17 protein-coding genes are annotated in these 19,755 nt (G+C 70.7%); 2 read left to right on the top strand and 15 right to left on the bottom strand.

From position 1 onward, the window contains the following. Positions 1-51 precede the first annotated feature (51 nt). The 15 genes from ACIBAF_RS44175 to pgsA all read right to left on the bottom strand — a co-directional run bounded on the left by ACIBAF_RS44175 (position 52) and on the right by pgsA (position 15,264). Positions 52-2,568 (bottom strand): RelA/SpoT family protein, encoded by a 2,517-nt coding sequence (locus ACIBAF_RS44175; protein WP_399471607.1) that lies wholly within the window; start codon positions 2,566-2,568, stop codon positions 52-54. Positions 2,569-2,749: 181 nt separating this feature from the next. Then, positions 2,750-3,298 (bottom strand): adenine phosphoribosyltransferase, encoded by a 549-nt coding sequence (locus ACIBAF_RS44170; RefSeq protein WP_399471605.1) that lies wholly within the window; start codon positions 3,296-3,298, stop codon positions 2,750-2,752. Further along, positions 3,295-4,407: a protein translocase subunit SecF gene (gene secF / locus ACIBAF_RS44165; protein WP_399471603.1), complete on the bottom strand. Its 1,113-nt coding sequence runs from the start codon at positions 4,405-4,407 to the stop codon at positions 3,295-3,297. The genes ACIBAF_RS44170 and secF overlap by 4 nt, the downstream gene beginning before the upstream one ends. A gap of 3 nt (positions 4,408-4,410) precedes the next feature. Beyond that, positions 4,411-6,213: a protein translocase subunit SecD gene (secD, locus tag ACIBAF_RS44160; RefSeq protein WP_399471601.1), complete on the bottom strand. Its 1,803-nt coding sequence runs from the start codon at positions 6,211-6,213 to the stop codon at positions 4,411-4,413. A 136-nt stretch (positions 6,214-6,349) separates the two neighbouring features. Then, entirely contained in the window at positions 6,350-6,844 is a 495-nt protein-coding gene (yajC, locus tag ACIBAF_RS44155) for a preprotein translocase subunit YajC (protein ID WP_399471599.1), read from the bottom strand. Between the two features lie 177 nt (positions 6,845-7,021). After that, positions 7,022-8,116 (bottom strand): Holliday junction branch migration DNA helicase RuvB, encoded by a 1,095-nt coding sequence (gene ruvB, locus ACIBAF_RS44150; RefSeq protein WP_399471596.1) that lies wholly within the window; start codon positions 8,114-8,116, stop codon positions 7,022-7,024. Between the two features lie 10 nt (positions 8,117-8,126). After that, positions 8,127-8,732, bottom strand: a complete 606-nt coding sequence (ruvA, locus tag ACIBAF_RS44145; protein ID WP_399471594.1) for a Holliday junction branch migration protein RuvA — start codon at positions 8,730-8,732, stop codon at positions 8,127-8,129. After that, entirely contained in the window at positions 8,729-9,277 is a 549-nt protein-coding gene (gene ruvC / locus ACIBAF_RS44140) for a crossover junction endodeoxyribonuclease RuvC (RefSeq protein WP_399471592.1), read from the bottom strand. The genes ruvA and ruvC overlap by 4 nt, the downstream gene beginning before the upstream one ends. Before the next feature lie 126 nt (positions 9,278-9,403). Next, positions 9,404-10,156: a YebC/PmpR family DNA-binding transcriptional regulator gene (locus ACIBAF_RS44135; RefSeq protein ID WP_399471590.1), complete on the bottom strand. Its 753-nt coding sequence runs from the start codon at positions 10,154-10,156 to the stop codon at positions 9,404-9,406. A gap of 49 nt (positions 10,157-10,205) precedes the next feature. Continuing rightward, positions 10,206-10,817 (bottom strand): pyridoxal 5'-phosphate synthase glutaminase subunit PdxT, encoded by a 612-nt coding sequence (pdxT, locus tag ACIBAF_RS44130; protein ID WP_399471588.1) that lies wholly within the window; start codon positions 10,815-10,817, stop codon positions 10,206-10,208. Between the two features lie 8 nt (positions 10,818-10,825). Further along, positions 10,826-11,737 (bottom strand): pyridoxal 5'-phosphate synthase lyase subunit PdxS, encoded by a 912-nt coding sequence (gene pdxS / locus ACIBAF_RS44125; RefSeq protein WP_079663494.1) that lies wholly within the window; start codon positions 11,735-11,737, stop codon positions 10,826-10,828. 149 nt (positions 11,738-11,886) lie between these two features. Then, the gene (locus ACIBAF_RS44120; protein WP_399471586.1) at positions 11,887-12,429 is read right to left on the bottom strand and encodes a hypothetical protein; all 543 of its coding nucleotides are present in this window, start codon (positions 12,427-12,429) and stop codon (positions 11,887-11,889) included. 44 nt (positions 12,430-12,473) lie between these two features. Continuing rightward, positions 12,474-13,652 (bottom strand): glycosyltransferase family 4 protein, encoded by a 1,179-nt coding sequence (locus tag ACIBAF_RS44115; RefSeq protein WP_399471584.1) that lies wholly within the window; start codon positions 13,650-13,652, stop codon positions 12,474-12,476. Then, positions 13,649-14,566, bottom strand: coding sequence for a phosphatidylinositol mannoside acyltransferase (locus ACIBAF_RS44110; protein ID WP_399471582.1), 918 nt, complete (start codon positions 14,564-14,566; stop codon positions 13,649-13,651). Before ACIBAF_RS44110 ends, ACIBAF_RS44115 begins: the two co-directional genes overlap by 4 nt. Next, positions 14,563-15,264 carry a phosphatidylinositol phosphate synthase gene (pgsA, locus tag ACIBAF_RS44105; RefSeq protein ID WP_399471580.1) on the bottom strand — a complete coding sequence of 234 codons (702 nt, stop codon included), beginning with the start codon at positions 15,262-15,264 and terminating at the stop codon, positions 14,563-14,565. The genes ACIBAF_RS44110 and pgsA overlap by 4 nt, the downstream gene beginning before the upstream one ends. A 290-nt stretch (positions 15,265-15,554) precedes the next feature. On the opposite strand from pgsA, the gene ACIBAF_RS44100 reads away from it, so the two are divergent. Together ACIBAF_RS44100 and ACIBAF_RS44095 are read left to right on the top strand one after the other, a co-directional pair. After that, the gene (locus ACIBAF_RS44100) at positions 15,555-17,750 is read left to right on the top strand and encodes an elongation factor G-like protein EF-G2 (protein ID WP_399471578.1); all 2,196 of its coding nucleotides are present in this window, start codon (positions 15,555-15,557) and stop codon (positions 17,748-17,750) included. A 186-nt stretch (positions 17,751-17,936) separates the two neighbouring features. Then, positions 17,937-19,589 (top strand): hypothetical protein, encoded by a 1,653-nt coding sequence (locus tag ACIBAF_RS44095; RefSeq protein WP_399471576.1) that lies wholly within the window; start codon positions 17,937-17,939, stop codon positions 19,587-19,589. The last annotated feature ends 166 nt before the right edge of the window (positions 19,590-19,755 follow it).

The raw sequence follows: 19,755 nt of genomic DNA, 5'->3' as shown, positions 1-19,755 counted from the left end.
CGGTGGGAGACCACCGCCGGGCCGTTTCGCGTTGCCGTCCGCCTTCGTACGTTACGGCCTGCGTGCCGACGTCACCCGGTACACGTCGTAGACGCCCTCGACGCCGCGGACGGCCTTCAGGACGTGGCCCAGGTGCTTGGGGTCGCCCATCTCGAAGGTGAAGCGGGAGGTGGCCACCCGGTCACGGGAGGTCTGGACGGCCGCGGACAGGATGTTGACGTGCTGGTCGGACAGGACGCGCGTGACGTCCGACAGCAGACGGGACCGGTCCAGAGCCTCGACCTGGATGGCCACCAGGAAGACCGAGGACTGCGTCGGCGCCCATTCGACGTCGAGGATCCGCTCCGGCTCGCGGGACAGTGACTCCACGTTGACGCAGTCGCTGCGGTGAACCGATACGCCACTACCGCGCGTGACGAATCCGATGATCGGGTCGCCGGGCACGGGCGTACAACAGCGGGCCAGCTTGACCCACACGTCGTCGACGCCCTTGACGACCACACCCGGGTCCTGGTTGCTGCGCCGCTTGCGGCCACGGGTGCGGGACGGCGGAACCGCCTCGTCGATCTCCTCGGTGGCCGCCTCCTCGCCGCCGAGAGCCTGCACCAGCTTCTGCACGACGTTCTGCGCGGCCACATGGCCCTCGCCGATCGCCGCGTACAGCGAGGAGATGTCCGGGTAGCGCATCTCGTGGGCCAGCGTCACCAGCGAGTCACCGGTGAGGATGCGCTGGATCGGCAGGTTCTGCTTGCGCATCGCGCGCGCGATGGCGTCCTTGCCCTGCTCGATGGCCTCGTCGCGGCGCTCCTTGGAGAACCAGGCCCGGATCTTGTTGCGGGCGCGCGGCGACTTGACGAAGTTCAGCCAGTCCCGGGACGGCCCGGCCCCGGCCGCCTTGGAGGTGAAGACCTCCACCAGGTCGCCGTTGTCCAGGGTCGACTCCAGCGGCACGAGGCGGCCGTTGACCCGGGCTCCTATGGTGCGGTGGCCCACCTCGGTGTGCACCGCGTAGGAGAAGTCCACGGGCGTCGCGCCGGCCGGCAGCGCTATCACGTCACCCTTCGGCGTGAAGACGAAGACCTCGTTGCGCGACAGGTCGAAGCGCAGGGACTCCAGGAACTCGCCGGGGTCCTCGGTCTCCTTCTGCCAGTCCAGGAGCTGGCGCAGCCACGCCATGTCGTTGAGGTGGTCGTCCTTGCCCGTCGTCCGCGGCTGGTCCGAGCGCACCTTGGAGGCGCCGGCGACGGCCTCCTGCTTGTACTTCCAGTGCGCGGCGATGCCGTACTCGGCGCGGCGGTGCATGTCGAACGTGCGGATCTGGAGTTCGACCGGCTTGCCGTTGGGGCCGATGACCGTCGTGTGCAGCGACTGGTACATGTTGAACTTGGGCATCGCGATGTAGTCCTTGAACCGGCCGGGGACCGGGTTCCATCGCGCGTGGACGGTGCCGAGAGCCGCGTAGCAGTCGCGGACCGTGTCGACGAGGACACGGATGCCCACCAGGTCGTAGATCTCCGCGAAGTCACGGCCGCGGACGATCATCTTCTGGTAGACGCTGTAGTAGTGCTTCGGGCGGCCGGTGACGGTCGCCTTGATGCGGGCGGCGCGCAGGTCGGCCTGGACCTCGTCGGTCACTATGGCCAGGTACTCGTCACGCTTCGGCGCCCTCTCGGCCACCAGCCGTACGATCTCGTCGTACATCTTGGGGTAGAGGATCGCGAAGGCGAGGTCCTCCAGTTCCCACTTGATGGTGTTCATGCCGAGGCGGTGGGCGAGCGGCGCGTAGATCTCCAGGGTCTCGCGCGCCTTCTTCTCCTGCTTCTCGCGCTTGAGGTAGCGCATGGTGCGCATGTTGTGCAGGCGGTCGGCGAGCTTGATGACCAGGACGCGCGGGTCCTTCGCCATGGCGACGACCATCTTGCGCACCGTCTCGGCCTGCGCGGCCTCGCCGAACTTGACCTTGTCCAGCTTGGTGACGCCGTCGACGAGCAGGGCGACCTGGTCGCCGAAGTCGCGGCGCAGGTCCTCCAGGCCGTACTCGGTGTCCTCGACGGTGTCGTGCAGCAGGCCCGCCATGAGGGTGGCCGGATCCATGCCGAGTTCGGCGAGGATCGTGGTGACCGCGAGCGGGTGCGTGATGTACGGGTCGCCGCTCTTGCGCTTCTGACCGCGGTGCCAGCGCTCGGCGACCTGGTAGGACTTCTCGATCTGGCGCAGGGTGGCGGTCTCGATCTTGGGGTCGTTGCTGCGCACTATCCGCAGCAGCGGTTCCAGGACCGGGTTGTAGGGGTTCGCGCGCTGGACGCCGAGCCGGGCGAGGCGGGCGCGGACGCGGTTGGAGGAGCCGGAGCGCGCTGCCGGCTGGGCGGCGGCCGGGCGGCCGACGGGCGCGGCCGAGGGGCGCTCGGTCGGGGCCGGCTTGGGGCGGGGCTGCTCGGCCGGCTTGTCGACGGGCGCGGAACGGTCGTGCTCGACCGGCCCGCGCGCGTCGCTCTTCGCGGGCATGGCCGCGGGCACCGAGGCGGACTCGGGCTTGGCGGCGGTCAGGTGCTGGGCCTCGTCTGGCAAGAGGACTCCTCGTGCGCGATCCGGGTCCCCGGTCAGGCTCCGGAGCACCCATCGTAGCGATCCTGGGCTCCGGGATCGCCTTCAGGCCGATGTGAGGGCCGTCTACCGGAGAAACGCAAGGGGCGGGCGCCGGATTCCTCCGGGCCCGCCCGCTTGGCGTACGGCGGTTTTCGGACCGCCGTCAGATGGTCAGCAGTGACTCCAGCGGAGCTCCGCCGAGCGCGGCCTCCAGTCGTGGCCGGCCGTCGAGGAAGCTCAGCTCCATCAGGACGGCGACGCCCGCGACCTGGGCGCCCGCGCGGTGGATGAGCTGGATCGACGCCTCGGCGGTGCCGCCGGTGGCGAGCACGTCGTCGACGATCAGGATCCGGTCCTCGGGCGTCAGGTCCTCGGCGTGCACCTCGATCTCGGCCGAGCCGTACTCCAGGTCGTAGGCCTGGCCGAGGGTGGCTCCGGGGAGCTTGCCCGCCTTGCGCACGGGGATGAAGCCGAGGCCGGCCCGGACGGCGACCGGGGCGCCCAGGATGAACCCCCGGGCCTCCAGGCCGACGACCTTGGTGGCGCCGGTGCGCTCGGCGATCTCGGCGAACGCGTCGGTGAGCGCGGTGAACGCAGCCGGGTCCGCCAGGAGCGGGGTGATGTCCTTGAACATCACGCCCGGCTCCGGGTGGTCGGCCACATCGCGGATGCGGCTGAGCAGCAGGGTCGTGACGTCGGTGACCTCGGTCATCGGCGCTTCCCCGACGGACGGCCACGGCCCCGGCCACGGGACGCGGGCTGGCTGCGCGGGCCGACGACGGCGGGTGCGGCGTCCTCCCGCTCGTCGTCGTAGGCGTCGTCGCCCCGGGCCCCGGCGTGCTGCTCCTCCGCGGTCGCCTGGGCGCGCTTGGCGAGGATCCGCTTCCTCAGCGCCTTGATCTGCGGCTCGCGCTCCTTGAGGTCGGCGACGAGCGGCGTGGCGATGAAGATCGAGGAGTAGGCGCCGGCCGCGAGGCCGACGAACAGCGACAGCGAGATGTCGTTGAGCGTGCCCGCCCCGAGGAAGCCGCCGCCGATGAACAGCAGGCCCGCCACCGGCAGCAGCGCCACGACCGTGGTGTTGATAGACCGGACCAGGGTGCCGTTGATCGAGCGGTTGGCGATCTCGCTGTAGGTGAAGCGGGTCTGCTTGGTGAGGTCCTTCGTCTGTTCCTTGAGGGAGTCGAAGACGACGACCGTGTCGTACAGCGAGTAACCGAGGATCGTCAGCAGACCGATGACCGTGCCGGGCGTGACCTCGAAGCCGACGAGGGCGTAGATGCCGACGGTGATGGTGATGTCGTGGATCAGGGCGACGAGCGCCGCGATGGCCATGCGCCACTCGAAGGCGATCGCCAGGTAGATCACGACGAGGACCATGAAGATCGCCAGGCCCTGCCAGGCCTTGTTGGCGATCTGGTCGCCCCAGCTGGGACCGACCAGCTCGGCGGTGATCGTCTCCGGGTCGGCCTTGAAGTCCTTGGCCAGGTCGTTCTTGATCGCGGTGGACTGCTTGATGTCCATGCCGGCGATCTGGATGCGCAGGGTGCCGTTGCCGAGCTTCTGCACGACGGCGTCATGGCCGGACGCCGACTTCGCGTAGTCCTCCGCCTGGGAGACGGAGACGCTGGTCTTCTCGGTGGTGAAGACGGCGCCGCCCTGGAAGTCGATGCCCATGTTCAGGCCGCGCACCGCCAGGCCGAGGATGGCCGTGATGGTGATCAGGATCGAGATGCCGTACCAGAGCTTGCGGTGGCCGATGAAGTCGTAGCTGATCTCGCCACGGTGCAGTCGGGCGCCGAGGTTACCGAGTTTCGACATCCCTCATGCCTCCTTCGTCTCGACGGGGCCGGCAGCGGGGCCGCCGGGACGGCGGGTGCGGCGCAGCGGCGGCTGCGCACCCAGGCTCTTCGGGTCGAGGCCGGACCACTTGTGGCCGCTCGCGAAGAACTTCCGCCGAGCGATGAGCGTCATCAGCGGCTTGGTGAAGAAGAAGACCACGACCACGTCGAGGACGGTGGTCAGACCCAGCGTGAACGCGAAGCCCTGGACCTTGCCGACGGTGACGATGAACAGCACGGCGGCGGCGAGGAACGACACGAAGTCGGAGACCAGGATGGTGCGCCGGGCGCGCGGCCACGCCCGCTCCACGGCGGGACGCAGGGTGCGGCCCTCGCGGATCTCGTCCCGGACGCGTTCGAAGTACACGATGAACGAGTCCGCTGTGATGCCGATGGCGACGATGGCGCCGCAGACGGCCGGGAGGTTCAGCGCGAAGCCGATGGCCGGGCCGAGCAGGGCCATGAGGACGTAGGTGAGAGCTGCGGAGACCAGCAGCGAGGCGAGTGCGACGAGCGCGAGACCCCGGTAGTAGGCCACCAGGTAGATGACGACCAGGGCGAGACCGATGGCGCCGGCGAGCAGACCGGCGTGCAGCTGGTCACCGCCGAGCGCCGCGGTCACCGTGGTCACGCTCTGCTCCTTGAAGGAGAGCGGGAGCGCACCGTAGGACAGCATGTTGGCGAGGCCCTGGGCCTCCTCCTGCTGGAAGCTGCCGGAGATCTGGGCCTGGCCGCCGGTGATCGCGTTCTGCACGAACGGGCTGGAGACGACGTCGCCGTCGAGCACGATGGCGAACTCGTTCTGCGGCTGGGTGTTCTGTGCGAGCTGACCCGTGATGGTGGCGAACTTCTTGGAACCCTTGGACGTGAAGTCCATGGTGACCTGCCAGCCGGCGGCGCCCTGCGTGTCGAAGACGGCCTGGGCCTTCTTGACGTCGGTGCCGTCGACGGCGGCCGGGCCGAGCAGGTACTTGTACCAGACCTTGTCGATCTCACCGCAGGCCACGGTCGCGTCGCCGGGCTTCACGCCCTCGCCGGTCTTGGTGCGGGCCGCCTCGTTGGAGCAGTCCAGGGCCGCGTACTTGGCCTGGAGCGCTGCGTCCTGGGGGGTGGTGGCGCCGCCGCTCGCGGGGGCCGACGGGCTGGGGGAGGCACTCGCCTTGGCACCGGCGGAGGCCGACGGGGTGGAGTCCGCCTTCAGTGCGTCGGTGACGGCGCGGCCCTGCGAGGTGGCCGTGGCCGACGGGGACGTCGAGGAGGTCGCCTTCTCGCCGGTGCCGGAGGCGGTCGCCGAAGGGCTCGCCGACGAGCTCGGCGAGGCGCCGGCCGAGCCGCTCGCGGACGTGCTCGGCGACGCGCTCGGTGCGGGGGTGGCGGCGGAGCCGGTGGCCTCCTGGGCCAGGACCGGACGGAAGTACAGCTTGGCGGTGGTGCCGACCTGCTGGCGGGCTTCGTCGGAGTTGGTGCCCTTGGGGATGTTCACGATGATGTTGCGCTCGCCCTGGGTCTGCACCTCCGCCTCGGAGACGCCCAGCCCGTTGACACGGCGGTTCATGATCTCGACCGCGGTGTTCATGTTGGACTTGTTGATCGTGGATCCCGGTTCGGGCTTCGCCTCCAGCGTGATGCTGGTACCGCCGGCAAGGTCGATGCCGAGACGCGGAGTGGTGTGACCGGAGGCGAACATGCCTCCGGTGAGCCCCGCGATGGCGATCAGGATCAGGGCCAGCGAGCGCCCTGGCTTGCTCTGGGCGCTCGCGCTCCGGCCCTTCTTAGGTGCTGCCACCTTCTCGTACTCCCTCTCGGGCCGCCTCGCGCCGGGTCAGCGCGGCGGCGGCCATGACATGGTGTCGGGATCCCCTGGCGAGATGCGCGCGCCCCGGCACGGACGGGTTCGACCCGTGTGCGCGCCGGGGACGTGGCTACTTCTTCGCGTCGGAGTCGCCGTCGGTCTTCTTCGGCTCTTCGTCGGCCTCGGCGGCCTTCTCCTCGGCCTCTTCGGGCTCGTCCTTCTTACCGAGGTCGACGGGCTTGTCGTCGGAGGCGGCGGCAGCTTCGTCGGCGGACTCGTCGGTCTCGGTGAGGGAGGAGGCGTCGTCCGGGACGACGTCGGAGTCGGACTTCAGGTCGTGCTCGACGCCGTGGACGATGCGGTTGTACTCGTCGTCGGTCAGGACGGCGCCGATCGCGTTCTTCGCGAAGAGCAGTTCCACGCCCGGTCCCGCGTCGAGGAGGATCGTGTCGTCGTTGACCTCCTTGACCGTCGCGTACATGCCCCCGATGGTGCGGACACCACTGCCGGGCTGCAACTCGTTACGCATGTTGGCGGCCTGTTGCTGCTTCTTCTTGGCCGACCGGGTCATCAGGAACATGGCCCCGATGAGCACGATGAACGGGAGGAGGGTCACAGGACTCACGGGACGGAACTTCCTTCAAACGACCGCGTTGGTTCGAGCGGCCTGATGGATGGGGGTTGTGTGCTGCCGACAACGGCGGCATCGGCGGAGTCTAAGCGAGTCCGCGTGCATGGAACAACGCTCAGCATGGCACCTGGGTTCCTGACCCGGCCAATGCCCCCGCCACAGCCCTCCGTCTCACGGACCGAACAGGTCCTGTTGTCCACTTCCCTGGGCCGGGGTGCGGGTCGGGGTGAGGCCGAGGTGCGCCCACGCGGCCGGGGTCGCCACCCGCCCGCGCGGTGTACGCGCCAGTAGCCCCTCGCGCACGAGGAACGGTTCGGCGACCTCCTCGACGGTCTCGCGCTCCTCCCCCACCGCGACGGCGAGGGTGGACAGACCGACCGGGCCGCCGCCGAACAGCTTGAGCAGGGCCTGAAGGACCGCGCGGTCCAGCCGGTCCAGGCCGCGGCCGTCCACCTCGTAGACCTTCAGGGCGGCCTCCGCGATCGCGCGGGTGATGATCCCGTCGGCCTTGACCTGCGCGTAGTCGCGTACGCGGCGCAGCAGGCGGTTGGCGATCCGGGGGGTGCCGCGGGAGCGGCCGGCGATCTCGGCGGCGCCGTCGGTGTCGATCTCGACGTCGAGGAGGTTCGCGGAGCGGTGGATGACGCGCTCCAGTTCGGCCGGCTCGTAGAACTCCATGTGCGCGGTGAAGCCGAAGCGGTCGCGCAGCGGGGGCGGCAACAGGCCCGCGCGCGTGGTGGCGCCGACCAGGGTGAAGGGGGGCAGTTCGAGGGGGATGGCGGTGGCGCCGGGTCCCTTGCCGACGATGACGTCGACGCGGAAGTCCTCCATCGCCATGTAGAGCATCTCCTCGGCGGGCCGCGACATGCGGTGGATCTCGTCGAGGAAGAGGACCTCGCCCTCCTGGAGGGAGGAGAGGATCGCGGCGAGGTCGCCGGCGTGCTGGATGGCGGGGCCGGAGGTGATGCGGATCGGGGCGCCCATCTCGGCGGCGATGATCATCGAGAGGGTGGTCTTGCCGAGGCCGGGGGCGCCGGAGAGCAGCACGTGGTCGGCGGTCGCGCCACGCGCGCGGGCGGCGCGCAGGACCAGGTCGAGCTGTTCGCGGACCTTCTCCTGGCCGATGAACTCGCCCAGGTCCTTGGGACGCAGGGCGGCCTCGACGGCCTGGTCCTCACCGTCGGCGACAGAGCCCACCAGCCGGTCCGCGGCGGGGCCGACGAGCCGCTCGGGGGCGGTCTCGTCGGTCGTGTCGTCCCAGTTCACTGACGTTCTCCTAGCGGGCGCGGTTCAGGGTCTGCAGGGCGGCCCTCAGCAGCTGGCCCACCTGGGGCGCGCCGTCTGCTGCCTCGGCCTGCGGGGTCACGGCGGCGACCGCCTCGTCGGCCTCGCGGGTGGCGTACCCGAGGCCGATGAGGGCGGCGTGCAGCTGGTCGCGCCAGCCGTGGGTGACCGGGGCGCCGACCGCGGGGACGCCCACCGGAGCGCCCAGCCGGTCCTTGAACTCCAGCAGCAGCTTCTGCGCGCCCTTTTTGCCGATGCCGGGGACGGCCATGAGCGCCTTCTCGTCGCCCGCCGCCACCGCTCGGCGCAGGGCGTCCGGCGTGTGCACCGCCAGCATGGCCTGGGCCAGCCGGGGGCCGACCCCGCTCGCGGTCTGCAGCAGCTCGAAGACCTGGCGTTCGTCGTCGTCCACGAAGCCGTACAGGGTCAGCGAGTCCTCCCGGACGACGAGGGAGGTGGCGAGCTTGGCCGGCCGGCCGAGCCGGAGCGTGGACAGCGTGTTCGGGGTGCACTGGACGGCCATGCCGACGCCGCCCACCTCGACCACCGCGAGGTCGGGAGCGAGTGCGGCGACCGTGCCGCTGACGAAGGCGATCATGTCGTACGGCCTTTCGATGTCATCGGTGCTTTGGCTGCGTGCAAGGCGACGGCCTGCTGGAGTCGGTTCTGCGCGGGGGCGCGCCAGATGTGGCAGATGGCGAGCGCGAGGGCGTCGGCGGCGTCGGCCGGCTTGGGCGGGGCGTCGAGCCGGAGCAGACGCGTGACCATGGCGCCGACCTGCGCCTTGTCCGCGCGCCCGCTGCCGGTGACGGCGGCCTTGACCTCGCTGGGCGTGTGCAGGGCGACGGGGATGCCGCGGCGGGCGGCGCACAGCATGGCGACGGCGCTGGCCTGGGCGGTGCCCATGACCGTGCGCACGTTGTGCTGGCTGAACACCCGCTCCACGGCGACGCATTCGGGCCGGTACTCGTCCAGCCAGCTCTCGATGCCCTGCTCCACGGCGACCAGGCGCTGTCCCAACTCGGCGTCCGCGGGCGTGCGTACGACACCGACGCCGAGCATGGTGAGCGGCCGGCCCGCGACCCCCTCGACGACACCGACACCACACCGCGTCAGTCCGGGGTCCACCCCGAGTACGCGCACGCCCCCACCCTTTCGCAGCTGAAGATCTCCGATGGCCGCCAGGCTATCCGCTGCCACTGACAACGACGTCGGGCCGGTAGGACGTGTCCCCACCGGCCCGACGGATCCGCTCAGTTCGCGGCAGCGTTACGCGTCGACCTTCTCCATGACCTCGTCGCTGACGTCGAAGTTGGCGAAGACGTTCTGGACGTCGTCGCTGTCCTCGAGTGCGTCGATCAGCTTGAAGATCTTCTTCGCGCCCTCCTCGTCCAGCTCGACCTGCATGGTCGGGACGAAGTTGGCCTCGGCGGAGTCGTAGTCGACGCCGGCCTCCTGGAGGGCGGTGCGGACCGCGACCAGGTCGGTGGCCTCGCTGAGGACCTCGAAGGACTCACCGAGGTCGTTGACCTCCTCGGCGCCCGCGTCGAGGACCGCGCCGAGCACGTCGTCCTCGGTCAGCTCGCCCTTGGGGACGATGACGACGCCCTTGCGGTTGAAGAGGTACGACACCGAGCCCGGGTCGGCCATGGAGCCGCCGTTGCGGGTCATGGCGACGCGGACGTCGGAGGCGGCGCGGTTGCGGTTGTCGGTGAGGCACTCGATGAGCACCGCGACGCCGTTGGGACCGTAGCCCTCGTACATGATCGTCTCGTAGTCGGCGCCGCCGGCCTCGAGCCCGCCGCCACGCTTGACCGCGGAGTCGATGTTCTTGTTCGGAACCGACTGCTTCTTCGCCTTCTGGATGGCGTCGTAGAGTGTCGGGTTGCCCTCGATGTCGACTCCGCCCATCCGGGCCGCGACCTCGATGTTCTTGATCAGCTTCGCGAAGAGCTTGCCGCGTTTGGCGTCGATCACGGCCTTCTTGTGCTTCGTCGTAGCCCATTTAGAGTGGCCGGACATCTGCCTGTCTCCTTCGCGTAACCCATCTCTGCAACGAACGCCTGCGATCCTACAAGGACTCCGCAGCACGGTTGGCGCGCACCATGTCGACGAACAGGGCGTGTACGCGGTGGTCGCCGGTCAGTTCCGGGTGGAACGACGTGGCGAGCGCGTTGCCCTGGCGGACCGCGACGATGTGACCGTCGTGCTCGGCGAGCACCTCGGTCCTGGCGCCGACGGACTCGACCCAGGGGGCGCGGATGAAGACGCCCTCCACAGGATCGCCCGAGATGCCGCGCACGTCGAGTGCGGCCTCGAAGGACTCGTTCTGGCGGCCGAAGGCGTTGCGCCGCACGATCATGTCGATGCCGCCGATGGTCTCCTGGCCCGAGCGCGGGTCGAGGATCTTGTCGGCGAGCATGATCATGCCGGCGCAGGTGCCGTAGACGGGCATGCCGTTGCGCACGCGCGCGCGGAGGGGCTCCATGACGCCGAACAGGACGGCCAGCTTGGAGATGGTGGTGGACTCGCCGCCGGGGATGACGAGACCGTCGACCTCGGCGAGTTCCTCGGGGCGCCTGACCGCCCTGGCCACGGCGTCGGCCGCGGCCAGGGCGATGAGGTGCTCCCGTACGTCGCCCTGGAGGGCCAGGACGCCTATGACAGGGGCTTCGTTGCTCATGAGGGCGATTACCAGCCGCGGTTGGCGTAGCGCTCGGCCTCGGGCAGGGTGTCGCAGTTGATGCCGACCATGGCCTCGCCCAGGTTGCGGGAGGCGTCCGCGATGATCTTCGGGTCGTCGTAGAAGGTGGTGGCCTTCACGATGGCGGCGGCGCGCTTGGCCGGGTCGCCGGACTTGAAGATGCCGGAGCCGACGAAGACGCCCTCGGCGCCGAGCTGGCGCATCAGCGCGGCGTCGGCCGGGGTGGCGACACCGCCGGCGGAGAACAGCACCACCGGGAGCTTGCCGAGCTCGGCGACCTCCTTGACGAGCTCGTAGGGGGCGCGCAGGTCCTTGGCGGCGGCGTACAGCTCGTTGTTGTCGTAGCCGCGCAGGCGGGCGATCTCGTTCTTGATCTGGCGCAGGTGGCGGACGGCCTCGACGACGTTGCCGGTGCCGGCCTCGCCCTTGGAGCGGATCATCGCGGCGCCCTCGGCGATGCGGCGCAGGGCCTCGCCCAGGTTGGTGGCGCCGCAGACGAAGGGGGTCGTGAAGGCCCACTTGTCGGAGTGGTTGACCTCGTCGGCCGGGGTGAGGACCTCGGACTCGTCGATGTAGTCGACGCCGAGGGACTGCAGCACCTGCGCCTCGACGAAGTGGCCGATGCGGGACTTGGCCATCACCGGGATGGACACGGCCTCGATGATGCCCTCGATCATGTCCGGGTCGGACATCCGGGCCACGCCGCCGTCCTTGCGGATGTCGGCCGGGACCCGCTCCAGCGCCATGACGGCGACGGCGCCCGCGTCCTCGGCGATCTTCGCCTGCTCCGGCGTGACGACGTCCATGATCACGCCGCCCTTGAGCTGCTCGGCCATCCCGCGCTTCACGCGCGCGGTGCCGGTCTCGGGGGTCTGGTTTTCGGAGATCGTGCTGGACACGGGGTGACCTCACTCGTTGAAAAGAGGATTTCTGCACCACCGAGGAAACGCGAATGGACCAGTCCACAGCAAGGGCCAATGAACAGCCGGTGGATCCTTTTCGGATGATCTCACCGGCCACGGCGAGGCGAACCCTTCGAGCAGGCCGGTCAGGTCGCGCGGTCCGAGAGGGCCGGTGGGGGTTCGTCGTCCATTTCGAAGGCCATCGGGAACGGGGCGTGGCCGGCCAGGCGGAACCAGCGGACCTTGCGGTGTTCGCGGAGGCGGCGGGCCGCGCCCACCGCGTCGTTGTGGAAACGGCGGGCCATGGGGACCCGGCGGACTGCCTCCGCGAGCTCGCGGGCCGCCGCGTCTCCCCCAGGCGCCTCGCGTACGACGTCCAGTTGCCGCGCGTCCGCGAACACGGCCCGCAGGGCCTGGCTGAGCTCGCTCTCGGCGACCTCCCGCTGCTCCTCCTCGGCCTGCCGGGCGGCGTGCGCGGCCTCGTACAGGACGATCGAGGCGGCCGGGTCCAGCACCTTGGAGGTGGCCAGTTCCTGGGCCACGGACGCCCGGCGCAGCAGTTGCGCGTCCAGCGCGGCGCGGGCTGCGTCGATGCGGGCGTGCAGCCGGTCCAGCCGTCCCGCCGTCCAGCTCAGGTAGAGGCCGATGGCGACGAGGACGACCAGGATCCAGATCAGGGTTGCGGTCACGGGCGGCAAGGCTACCGGGGCGCCTTACGGCGCCGGGGCGGCGGTCAGTCCCGGGCCAGCCCGAGCCGGGCCCGCAGGCCGGCTGTTCCCGCCGCTCCCCGGTCGTCGTCGGCCGCCACCGCCGCCGCGCCGGCCGTCACCGTCTCGTACACGGACAGGATGTCCGCGCCGACGGTCGACCAGTCGAAGCGCCGGACATGCGCACTGCCCCGTTCCCGCAGTTCGGCCCGCCGGGCGGGGTCGCCCAGCAGCCGTACCGCAGCCTCGGCGAGCGCGTCCGCGTCCTCGTTGGGGAACAGCTCGCCCGCCGCTCCCTGGTCGAGGACCTGGGCGAAGGCGTCGAGGTCGGAGGCGAGCACGGGAGCGCCCGCCGACATGGCCTCGACGAGGATGATGCCGAAGCTCTCGCCGCCGGTGTTGGGCGCCACGTACAGATCGACGCTGCGCAGGAACCGTGCCTTGTCCTCGTCGCTGACCATGCCGAGGAACTCCACGCGCGCGTGCAGCTCCTCGGGGAGGTCGGCCACCGCCTCCTCCTCGTCGCCGCGGCCCGCGACCAGCAGGCGGGCGTCCGGCCGCTCGGCGAAGATCCTCGGCAGGGCCTTCATCAGCACCGGCAGGCCCTTGCGGGGCTCGTCGATGCGCCCCACGAAGCCGATCGTGTCGCCCTGCCACGCGGGGTTGGGCTCGGCCCGGGCGAAGAAGTCGACGTCGACGCCGTTGGGGATGACGACGGCGTCCCCGCCGAGATGCTCCACCAGCGTGCGCCGGGCGTACTCGCTGACCGCGATCCGCGCGCTGATCTTCTCCAGAGCGGCCTGGAGGATCGAGTACGCGGCGATCATCGCGCGTGAGCGCGGGTTGGACGTGTGGAAGGTGGCCACTATCGGCCCGGACGCCGCCCAGCAGGTCAGCAGGCCGAGCGACGGCGAGGTCGGCTCATGGATGTGCACGACGTCGAACCCGCCGTCGTGCAGCCAGCGCCGCACGCGCGCGGCGGACAGGAAGCCGAAGTTGAGCCGGGCCACCGAGCCGTTGTACGGCACCGGGACCGCACGGCCTGCCGAGACGACGTACGGCGGCAGCGGGGTGTCGTCGTCGGCCGGGGCCAGGACGGACACCTCGTGGCCGAGCCGGATGAAGTACTCGGCGAGGTCGCGGATGTGGAACTGGACGCCGCCCGGAACGTCCCAGGAGTACGGGCAGACGATGCCGATTCTCACCGGAGGTCCCCGTCCGACGGGCGGGGTTCCAGGTCCGCGAGCCACAAACGCTGGAGCATGTGCCAGTCCTCCGGGTGGTCGGCGATGCCGGTGGCGAAGGCGTCTGCCAGCGCCTGTGTCATGACAGACGTCTTCTCGGCCCGCGTACCTGTCTCGGGTACCTCGATCGGGGGATGCACGCGCCCCTGCATGACGGGCGAGTCGTCGTACCAGAGGGTGACGGGCAGCAGCAGCGCGCCGGTCTGCTGGGCGAGCAGGGCCGGTCCGGCGGGCATCCGGGTCCGGTCCCCGAAGAAGTCCACCTCGACGCCGGAGGCGGACAGGTCGCGCTCGGCGACCAGGCAGACCAGGCCGCCGTCGCGCAGCCGCCGGGCCAGCGTGCCGAACGCGGTGCCGCCGGTGTGCGGCAGCACCTCCATGCCGAGGCCCTCCCGGTAGGCGACGAACCGGTCGTACAGCGTCTCCGGCTTGAGGCGTTCGGCGACCGTGGTGAACGGCGTCTCCAACTTGGCAGTGACCCAGGCGCCGGCCAGGTCCCAGTTGCCCATGTGCGGCAGCGCGAGGACGACGCCCTGGTCGGAGGCGATGCCGTCGGTCAGGTAGTGCACGTCCTTGGGGTCGAAACCGCCGCGGACGCGCTCCGCGCTCCAGGCCGGCAGCCGGAAGGACTCCATCCAGTAGCGCAGATAGGAGCGCATGCCCGCGCGCGAGAGCTCCGCGAGGCGCTCGGGGCTCGCGTCCGGCACCACGCGCGCGTAGTTGCTCTCCAGCCGTTGCACGCCCTTGCCGCGCCTCTTCCACGCGATGTCGGCGACGGTGTGCCCGAGACGCACGGCGACGGGCTCGGGGAGCTTCTTGACGGTGCTCCAGCCGAGGCCGTACAGCGCGTCGGTCAGGCGCTCCTGGGGGCTCACTTCGCGGCCTCGCTCCCCTGGGCCTCGTGTCCCTGGGCCTCCGGACCCTGCGCCTCCTGCGCCGCGGCGGCCTCCGCCTCGGCCGACTCCCGCCGGACCGTCACGACCCGCTGGATCAGCGTGACCAGGCTGCCGGCGGCGACGATCCACAGCGCGATCGGCAGCAGCACCTGGATCCCGGGGACGCCGAACGTGTGCAGCCCCGCCAGACCGGCCGCGACCAGGGAGATCACGAGGCGCTCCGCGCGCTCCACGAGCCCGTTGACGGCGACCGGCAGCCCGATCGACTCGCCGCGCGCCTTGGTGTACGACACCACCTGGCCGCTGGTCAGGCAGAAGATCGACACGGCGCACAGGACGTTGTCGTCGCCGTTGCCCGCGTACCAGAGCGCGAAGCCGCCGAAGATCGCGCCGTCGGCGACCCGGTCGAGCGTGGAGTCCAGGAAGGCGCCCCAGCGGCTGGTGCGGCCCAGCTGGCGGGCCATGTTGCCGTCGACGAGGTCGGAGAACACGAAGAGCGTGATGACGATCGTGCCCCAGAAGAACTCCCCCCGCGGGAAGAAGACCAGCGCGCCCGCCATCACTCCGGCGGTGCCGAGGAGCGTGACCGTGTCCGGGCTCACGCCCCGGCGGATGAGAAACGCGGCGAACGGTGTGAGGACACGCGTGAAGAATGCACGCGCGTACTTGTTCAGCATGGCCTTCCCGAGGGTTCGGTGTGGCCGCGCGGCCCCTGCTGGCCACCGGCTGGCCCATCGTAGCCACGCGCGCGTGTGTGCGACGGTCGGGCACCCGGACCCCCGTGTCACGGGCCCCCGCGTCACGGGCCGACGGCATCCCGGTCACGGCCGGGTCGCGTCCGCCGTATGGACGCGCGGTGACGGGAGTGGAAAGCTCGAAGGACCGCGGGCGTCGCCGGAGCCGCCATCGCACGCGGGGCCGTGGTGCCCGCGCCCCAGTGACCTCACCGTGCACGGGAGGCAAGGAAATGGGCGACAAGGCGAACGCACACCCCGGAGCCGCCGGCAGGGCTACAGCGGCCGACCACCCCGCGTCCGTACGGAATGTGGTGCTGGTCGGCCACTCCGGATCCGGCAAGACGACCTTGGTGGAAGCTCTCGCGCTCACGGCGGGAGCGGTGAACCGCGCGGGCCGTGTGGAGGACGGCACCGCCGTCTCCGACTACGACGAGATCGAGCACCGGCAGCAGCGCTCGGTGCAGCTCTCCCTGGTGCCCGTCGAATGGGACGGCATCAAGATCAACCTTCTCGACACCCCCGGATACGCCGACTTCGTCGGGGAGCTCAGGGCCGGTCTGCGCGCAGCGGACGCGGCCCTCTTCGTCGTCTCGGCGTCGGACGGCGTGGACGGCTCGACCCGCATGGTGTGGGACGAGTGCGCGGCCGTCGGGATGCCCCGCGCGATCGTGGTCACGCACCTGGAGGCCGCCCGCGCGGACTTCGAGGAGATGACCCGGACCTGCGCGGAGGCCTTCGGCGGCGACGATCCGGACGCGGTCCTGCCGTTGTATCTGCCGCTGCGCGGACCCGAGGGCCCGGACGGGCACGCGTCCGTCACCGGGCTGACCGGGCTGCTGTCCCAGAAGCTGTTCGACTACTCCTCCGGCGAACGCAAGGACGCCGAGCCGGGCGAGGACCAGCTGCCGGACCTGGAGGAGGCCCGCAACCGGCTGATCGAGGGGATCATCGCCGAGAGCGAGGACGAGACCCTCATGGACCGCTACCTCGGCGGCGAGCAGATCGACGTCAAGACGCTGATCGAGGACCTGGAGCGGGCCGTCGCGCGCGGCACGTTCTTCCCCGTCCTCGCGGCCGCCCCCGCCGCCGACGGCGCCCGCCAGGGCCTCGGCACGGTCGAGCTGCTGGAGCTGGTCACCCGGGGCTTCCCGACGCCCCTGGAGCGCGAGGCGCCCCGCGTGACGACCGTCGACGGCGCTCCGCGCGAGCTGAAGCGCTGCGATCCGGACGGGCCGCTGGTCGCGGAGGTCGTGAAGACCTCCTCCGACCCCTACGTCGGCCGGGTCTCCCTCGTGCGCGTCTTCTCCGGCACCCTGCACCCCGACGAGACCGTCCACGTCTCCGGACACGGCCTGGCCGACCGCGGGCACGAGGACCACGACGTGGACGAACGCATCGGCGCCCTGTCCGCGCCGTTCGGAAAGCAGCAGCGGGTCCTGACGCACGCCATCGCGGGCGACCTCGCGTGCGTGGCGAAACTCGGCCGCGCGGAGACCGGCGACACGCTCTCCGCCAAGGACGACCCGCTCCTCATGGAGCCCTGGCAGATGCCCGACCCGCTGCTCCCGCTGGCCATCCAGGCGCACAGCAAGGCCGACGAGGACAAGCTCTCGCAGGGTCTGGGCCGGCTGGTCGCCGAGGACCCGACGATGCGCCTGGAGCAGAACCAGCACACCCACCAGGTGGTCCTGTGGTGCCTCGGCGAGGCCCACTCGGACGTCGCCCTGGAGCGGCTGCGCTCCCGCTACGGCGTCCAGGTCGACGTCGTCCCGCACAAGGTCTCCCTGCGGGAGACGTTCGCGGCGAAGTCCGCCGGGCGCGGGCGGCACGTGAAGCAGTCCGGCGGGCACGGCCAGTACGCGATCTGCGAGATCGAGGTGGAACCGCTGCCGGGCGGCTCGGGCATCGAGTTCGTGGACAAGGTCGTCGGCGGCGCGGTGCCGCGCCAGTTCATCCCGTCCGTCGAGAAGGGCGTGCGCGCCCAGGCGGCGAAGGGGCTGGCGGCCGGGCATCCGCTGGTCGACGTCCGGATCACGCTGCTCGACGGCAAGGCGCACTCGGTGGACTCCTCCGACGCCGCGTTCCAGACGGCCGGCGCGCTCGCCCTGCGGGAGGCGGCCGCCGACGCCCGGATCCATCTCCTCGAGCCGGTGGCCGAGGTGACCGTCCTGGTCGGCGACGCGTATGTGGGCGCCGTGATGAGCGACCTGTCGGGGCGGCGCGGCCGGGTGCTGGGCACGGAGCAGACCAGCGGCGGGCGCACGCTCGTACGGGCCGAGGTGCCCGAGATCGAGATCGGCCGGTATGCGGTCGATCTGCGTTCCCTCTCGCACGGCACGGCCCGCTTCCACCGCGCCTACGCCCGGCACGAGCCGATGCCGCCGCAGGTGGCCGAGAAGGTCCGCCAACAGGCGCAGGACGGCTGACGGTTGGGGCCTGCTTCCACTCAAGTGACGCGCGTGGAAGATGATCCTCCGCATCGGCGGGCGGCTTCGGTCGTCCGCCGACGCGTGTCAGTGGCTGGGGCTACCCTGATGACCTGATCAACAGGTGTGCGGAGTACGGAAGTCGGGAAAGCCGCAGGAGCGGGACGGCGGCGAGTGGGGGCGGGAATGACCGTGGAGGACTTCTTCGGGCCACAGGTGCCCCGGGCGGGCGGCGCGGGCGGTGCCCCGACGTTCGCACTGGCTTCTGCGGCCTACCGGGACACCCCGATGGAGGAGATCAAGAAAGCCGACAACGAGTGGCACCAGTCGACGGTCAAGGACGGCCGGAAGTGGGCGAAGATCTTCCGACCCAACTTCGGTGAGGCGTACGCGCAGGCGGTGATCGACCGCATGCTGGGCGTCGGCCGCGCGCCGCTCATCCAGTCCTTCGGCAGCGAGCCCCAGGTGGTCGTCGAGCACTGCCTCGCGGCCACCCGCATCCGCCGGGAGCGGGACACGAAGCTGACCGCCCTGATGCTGCTGTGCGGCGTGCTCTTCCTGCCCGGCCTGCTGGTCTGGCTGCTCGTCTTCCAGCTCCGCGCCACCATGGGCAGGACGGACAACAAGCGGATATCCGGGCTCGGCACAGGCCTGCTGGTCGCCGTAGGAGCCCTCGCCGTGATCTTCCTGGTCCGGATGCCGTTCACCGGCTTGGCAGGGTGGTACGCGCGCGGGTGCATCGTGGCCCCCGTGGCCGGCTGGTTCCTGGCCAAGCGGGTCTGCGAGAGCACCGCGAGGGATCTGCGCGAGGCCTGGGGCGGGCTGCTCTCCGGCGGCACCGTCGGCGCGAAGGTCCCCGAGGCGGTGCCCACCAGCCCCGACCAGGCCGCGGCCGAGCAGCTGCGTCAGTCCCTGGCCCGGCTCAGCGCCGAACAGCAGTCCAACTCGGTCTTCTACGCCGGCCCCAAGGGCATCCTCGGCATGGGCACCCGCTGGGGCTCCTGGCACCTCGCGGAGGAGCTGAGCCCGCTCGACCCGGTCAAGGGCATCCACGAGTTCCGCAGCTGGACCGTCGTCCGGGCGATCCACGACGAGCTGAGCGTGCTGCACCGGCAGAGCCTGAAGACCGGCGGCTTCCCCGAGCCTCAGGTGCGGCACTGGATCGTCACGCATGTGGGCGAGGGCGCCAAGGAGGTCTCCAGGCCCGAGGGGACCGACGTCGAGGCGTACCAGGTCAAGCCCAGGGCCGTGGAGGACATCTGCAACAACCAGCAGTTCGACAGCGGCGACCGCCACTACCTGGGCGTGCAGTGGCCGCACCTGTGGAACGGCAACCTGATCCTGACCCTGATGATCACCGTGACGGTGCTGAAGGAGACCCTGCGCATCGAGGTCACCGGGCATGCCCTGGGCCCGGTCAACGGACTGTTCAGCAGCAAGCCGGCGGCTCCTACCAAGGAGGTCGCCAAGACCGTCCGCTTCTGGGAGACGCGGACGGTCAAGCTGCCGCTGGTCACCACCGACGAGGTCGTCCGGCTCGCCGCACGCGCCACGATCAGCTGGTATCCGCCGGTGCTGAAGTGGCTCGGCGGCTCCATAGGCCTGCCCGAGCCCTTCGGCCTGCGGCATGCCTGGGCGGACCAGCCCTGGAAGCACCGTTTCATGGCCGACGACGCGCTGCGCGCGGCCACGCCGGTGCTGCGCGCGGTGCACAAGGCGACGCTGAGGGTGCTCCGCGAGCATGACGTCGACGTGGACAAGTTCAGCTCGCGGGCGGCGGCCCTCAGCGGGGCGGTCCAGGAGGTGTCTCCGAAGAAGGCGGACACCTACGACGCGTAGGCCTCCGGCGGTTGGGCCGGGACTTCGTGCGGGTGGGCTGGGGGGCCGTCCCTGGGGGCTGTGCCCCCAGAGGGTAGGGGGCAGACCATGATCAAAAGCGCACTTCAACAAATTGTTGAATTCGGAATTACCCTCTGTAATTCTATTTCCAATTCATTCCGAATTG

This window comes from Streptomyces sp. NPDC051677 (assembly GCF_044453465.1).
GTDB lineage: Bacteria > Actinomycetota > Actinomycetes > Streptomycetales > Streptomycetaceae > Streptomyces.
Note: the sequence above shows the minus strand (reverse complement) of the source record. Positions and strands in the feature narration are given on the sequence as shown.

What these genes read in the sequence shown, in the direction of transcription:
- pdxT (WP_399471588.1), bottom strand. Translation starts at nt 10,817, where the DNA reads ATGAGCAACGAAGCCCCTGTCATAGGCGTCCTGGCCCTCCAGGGCGAC.
- secF (WP_399471603.1), bottom strand. Translation starts at nt 4,407, where the DNA reads ATGTCGAAACTCGGTAACCTCGGCGCCCGACTGCACCGTGGCGAGATC.
- ACIBAF_RS44095 (WP_399471576.1), top strand. Translation starts at nt 17,937, where the DNA reads ATGACCGTGGAGGACTTCTTCGGGCCACAGGTGCCCCGGGCGGGCGGC.
- ACIBAF_RS44170 (WP_399471605.1), bottom strand. Translation starts at nt 3,298, where the DNA reads ATGACCGAGGTCACCGACGTCACGACCCTGCTGCTCAGCCGCATCCGC.
- pgsA (WP_399471580.1), bottom strand. Translation starts at nt 15,264, where the DNA reads ATGCTGAACAAGTACGCGCGTGCATTCTTCACGCGTGTCCTCACACCG.
- ACIBAF_RS44135 (WP_399471590.1), bottom strand. Translation starts at nt 10,156, where the DNA reads ATGTCCGGCCACTCTAAATGGGCTACGACGAAGCACAAGAAGGCCGTG.
- ACIBAF_RS44100 (WP_399471578.1), top strand. Translation starts at nt 15,555, where the DNA reads ATGGGCGACAAGGCGAACGCACACCCCGGAGCCGCCGGCAGGGCTACA.
- ruvA (WP_399471594.1), bottom strand. Translation starts at nt 8,732, where the DNA reads ATGATCGCCTTCGTCAGCGGCACGGTCGCCGCACTCGCTCCCGACCTC.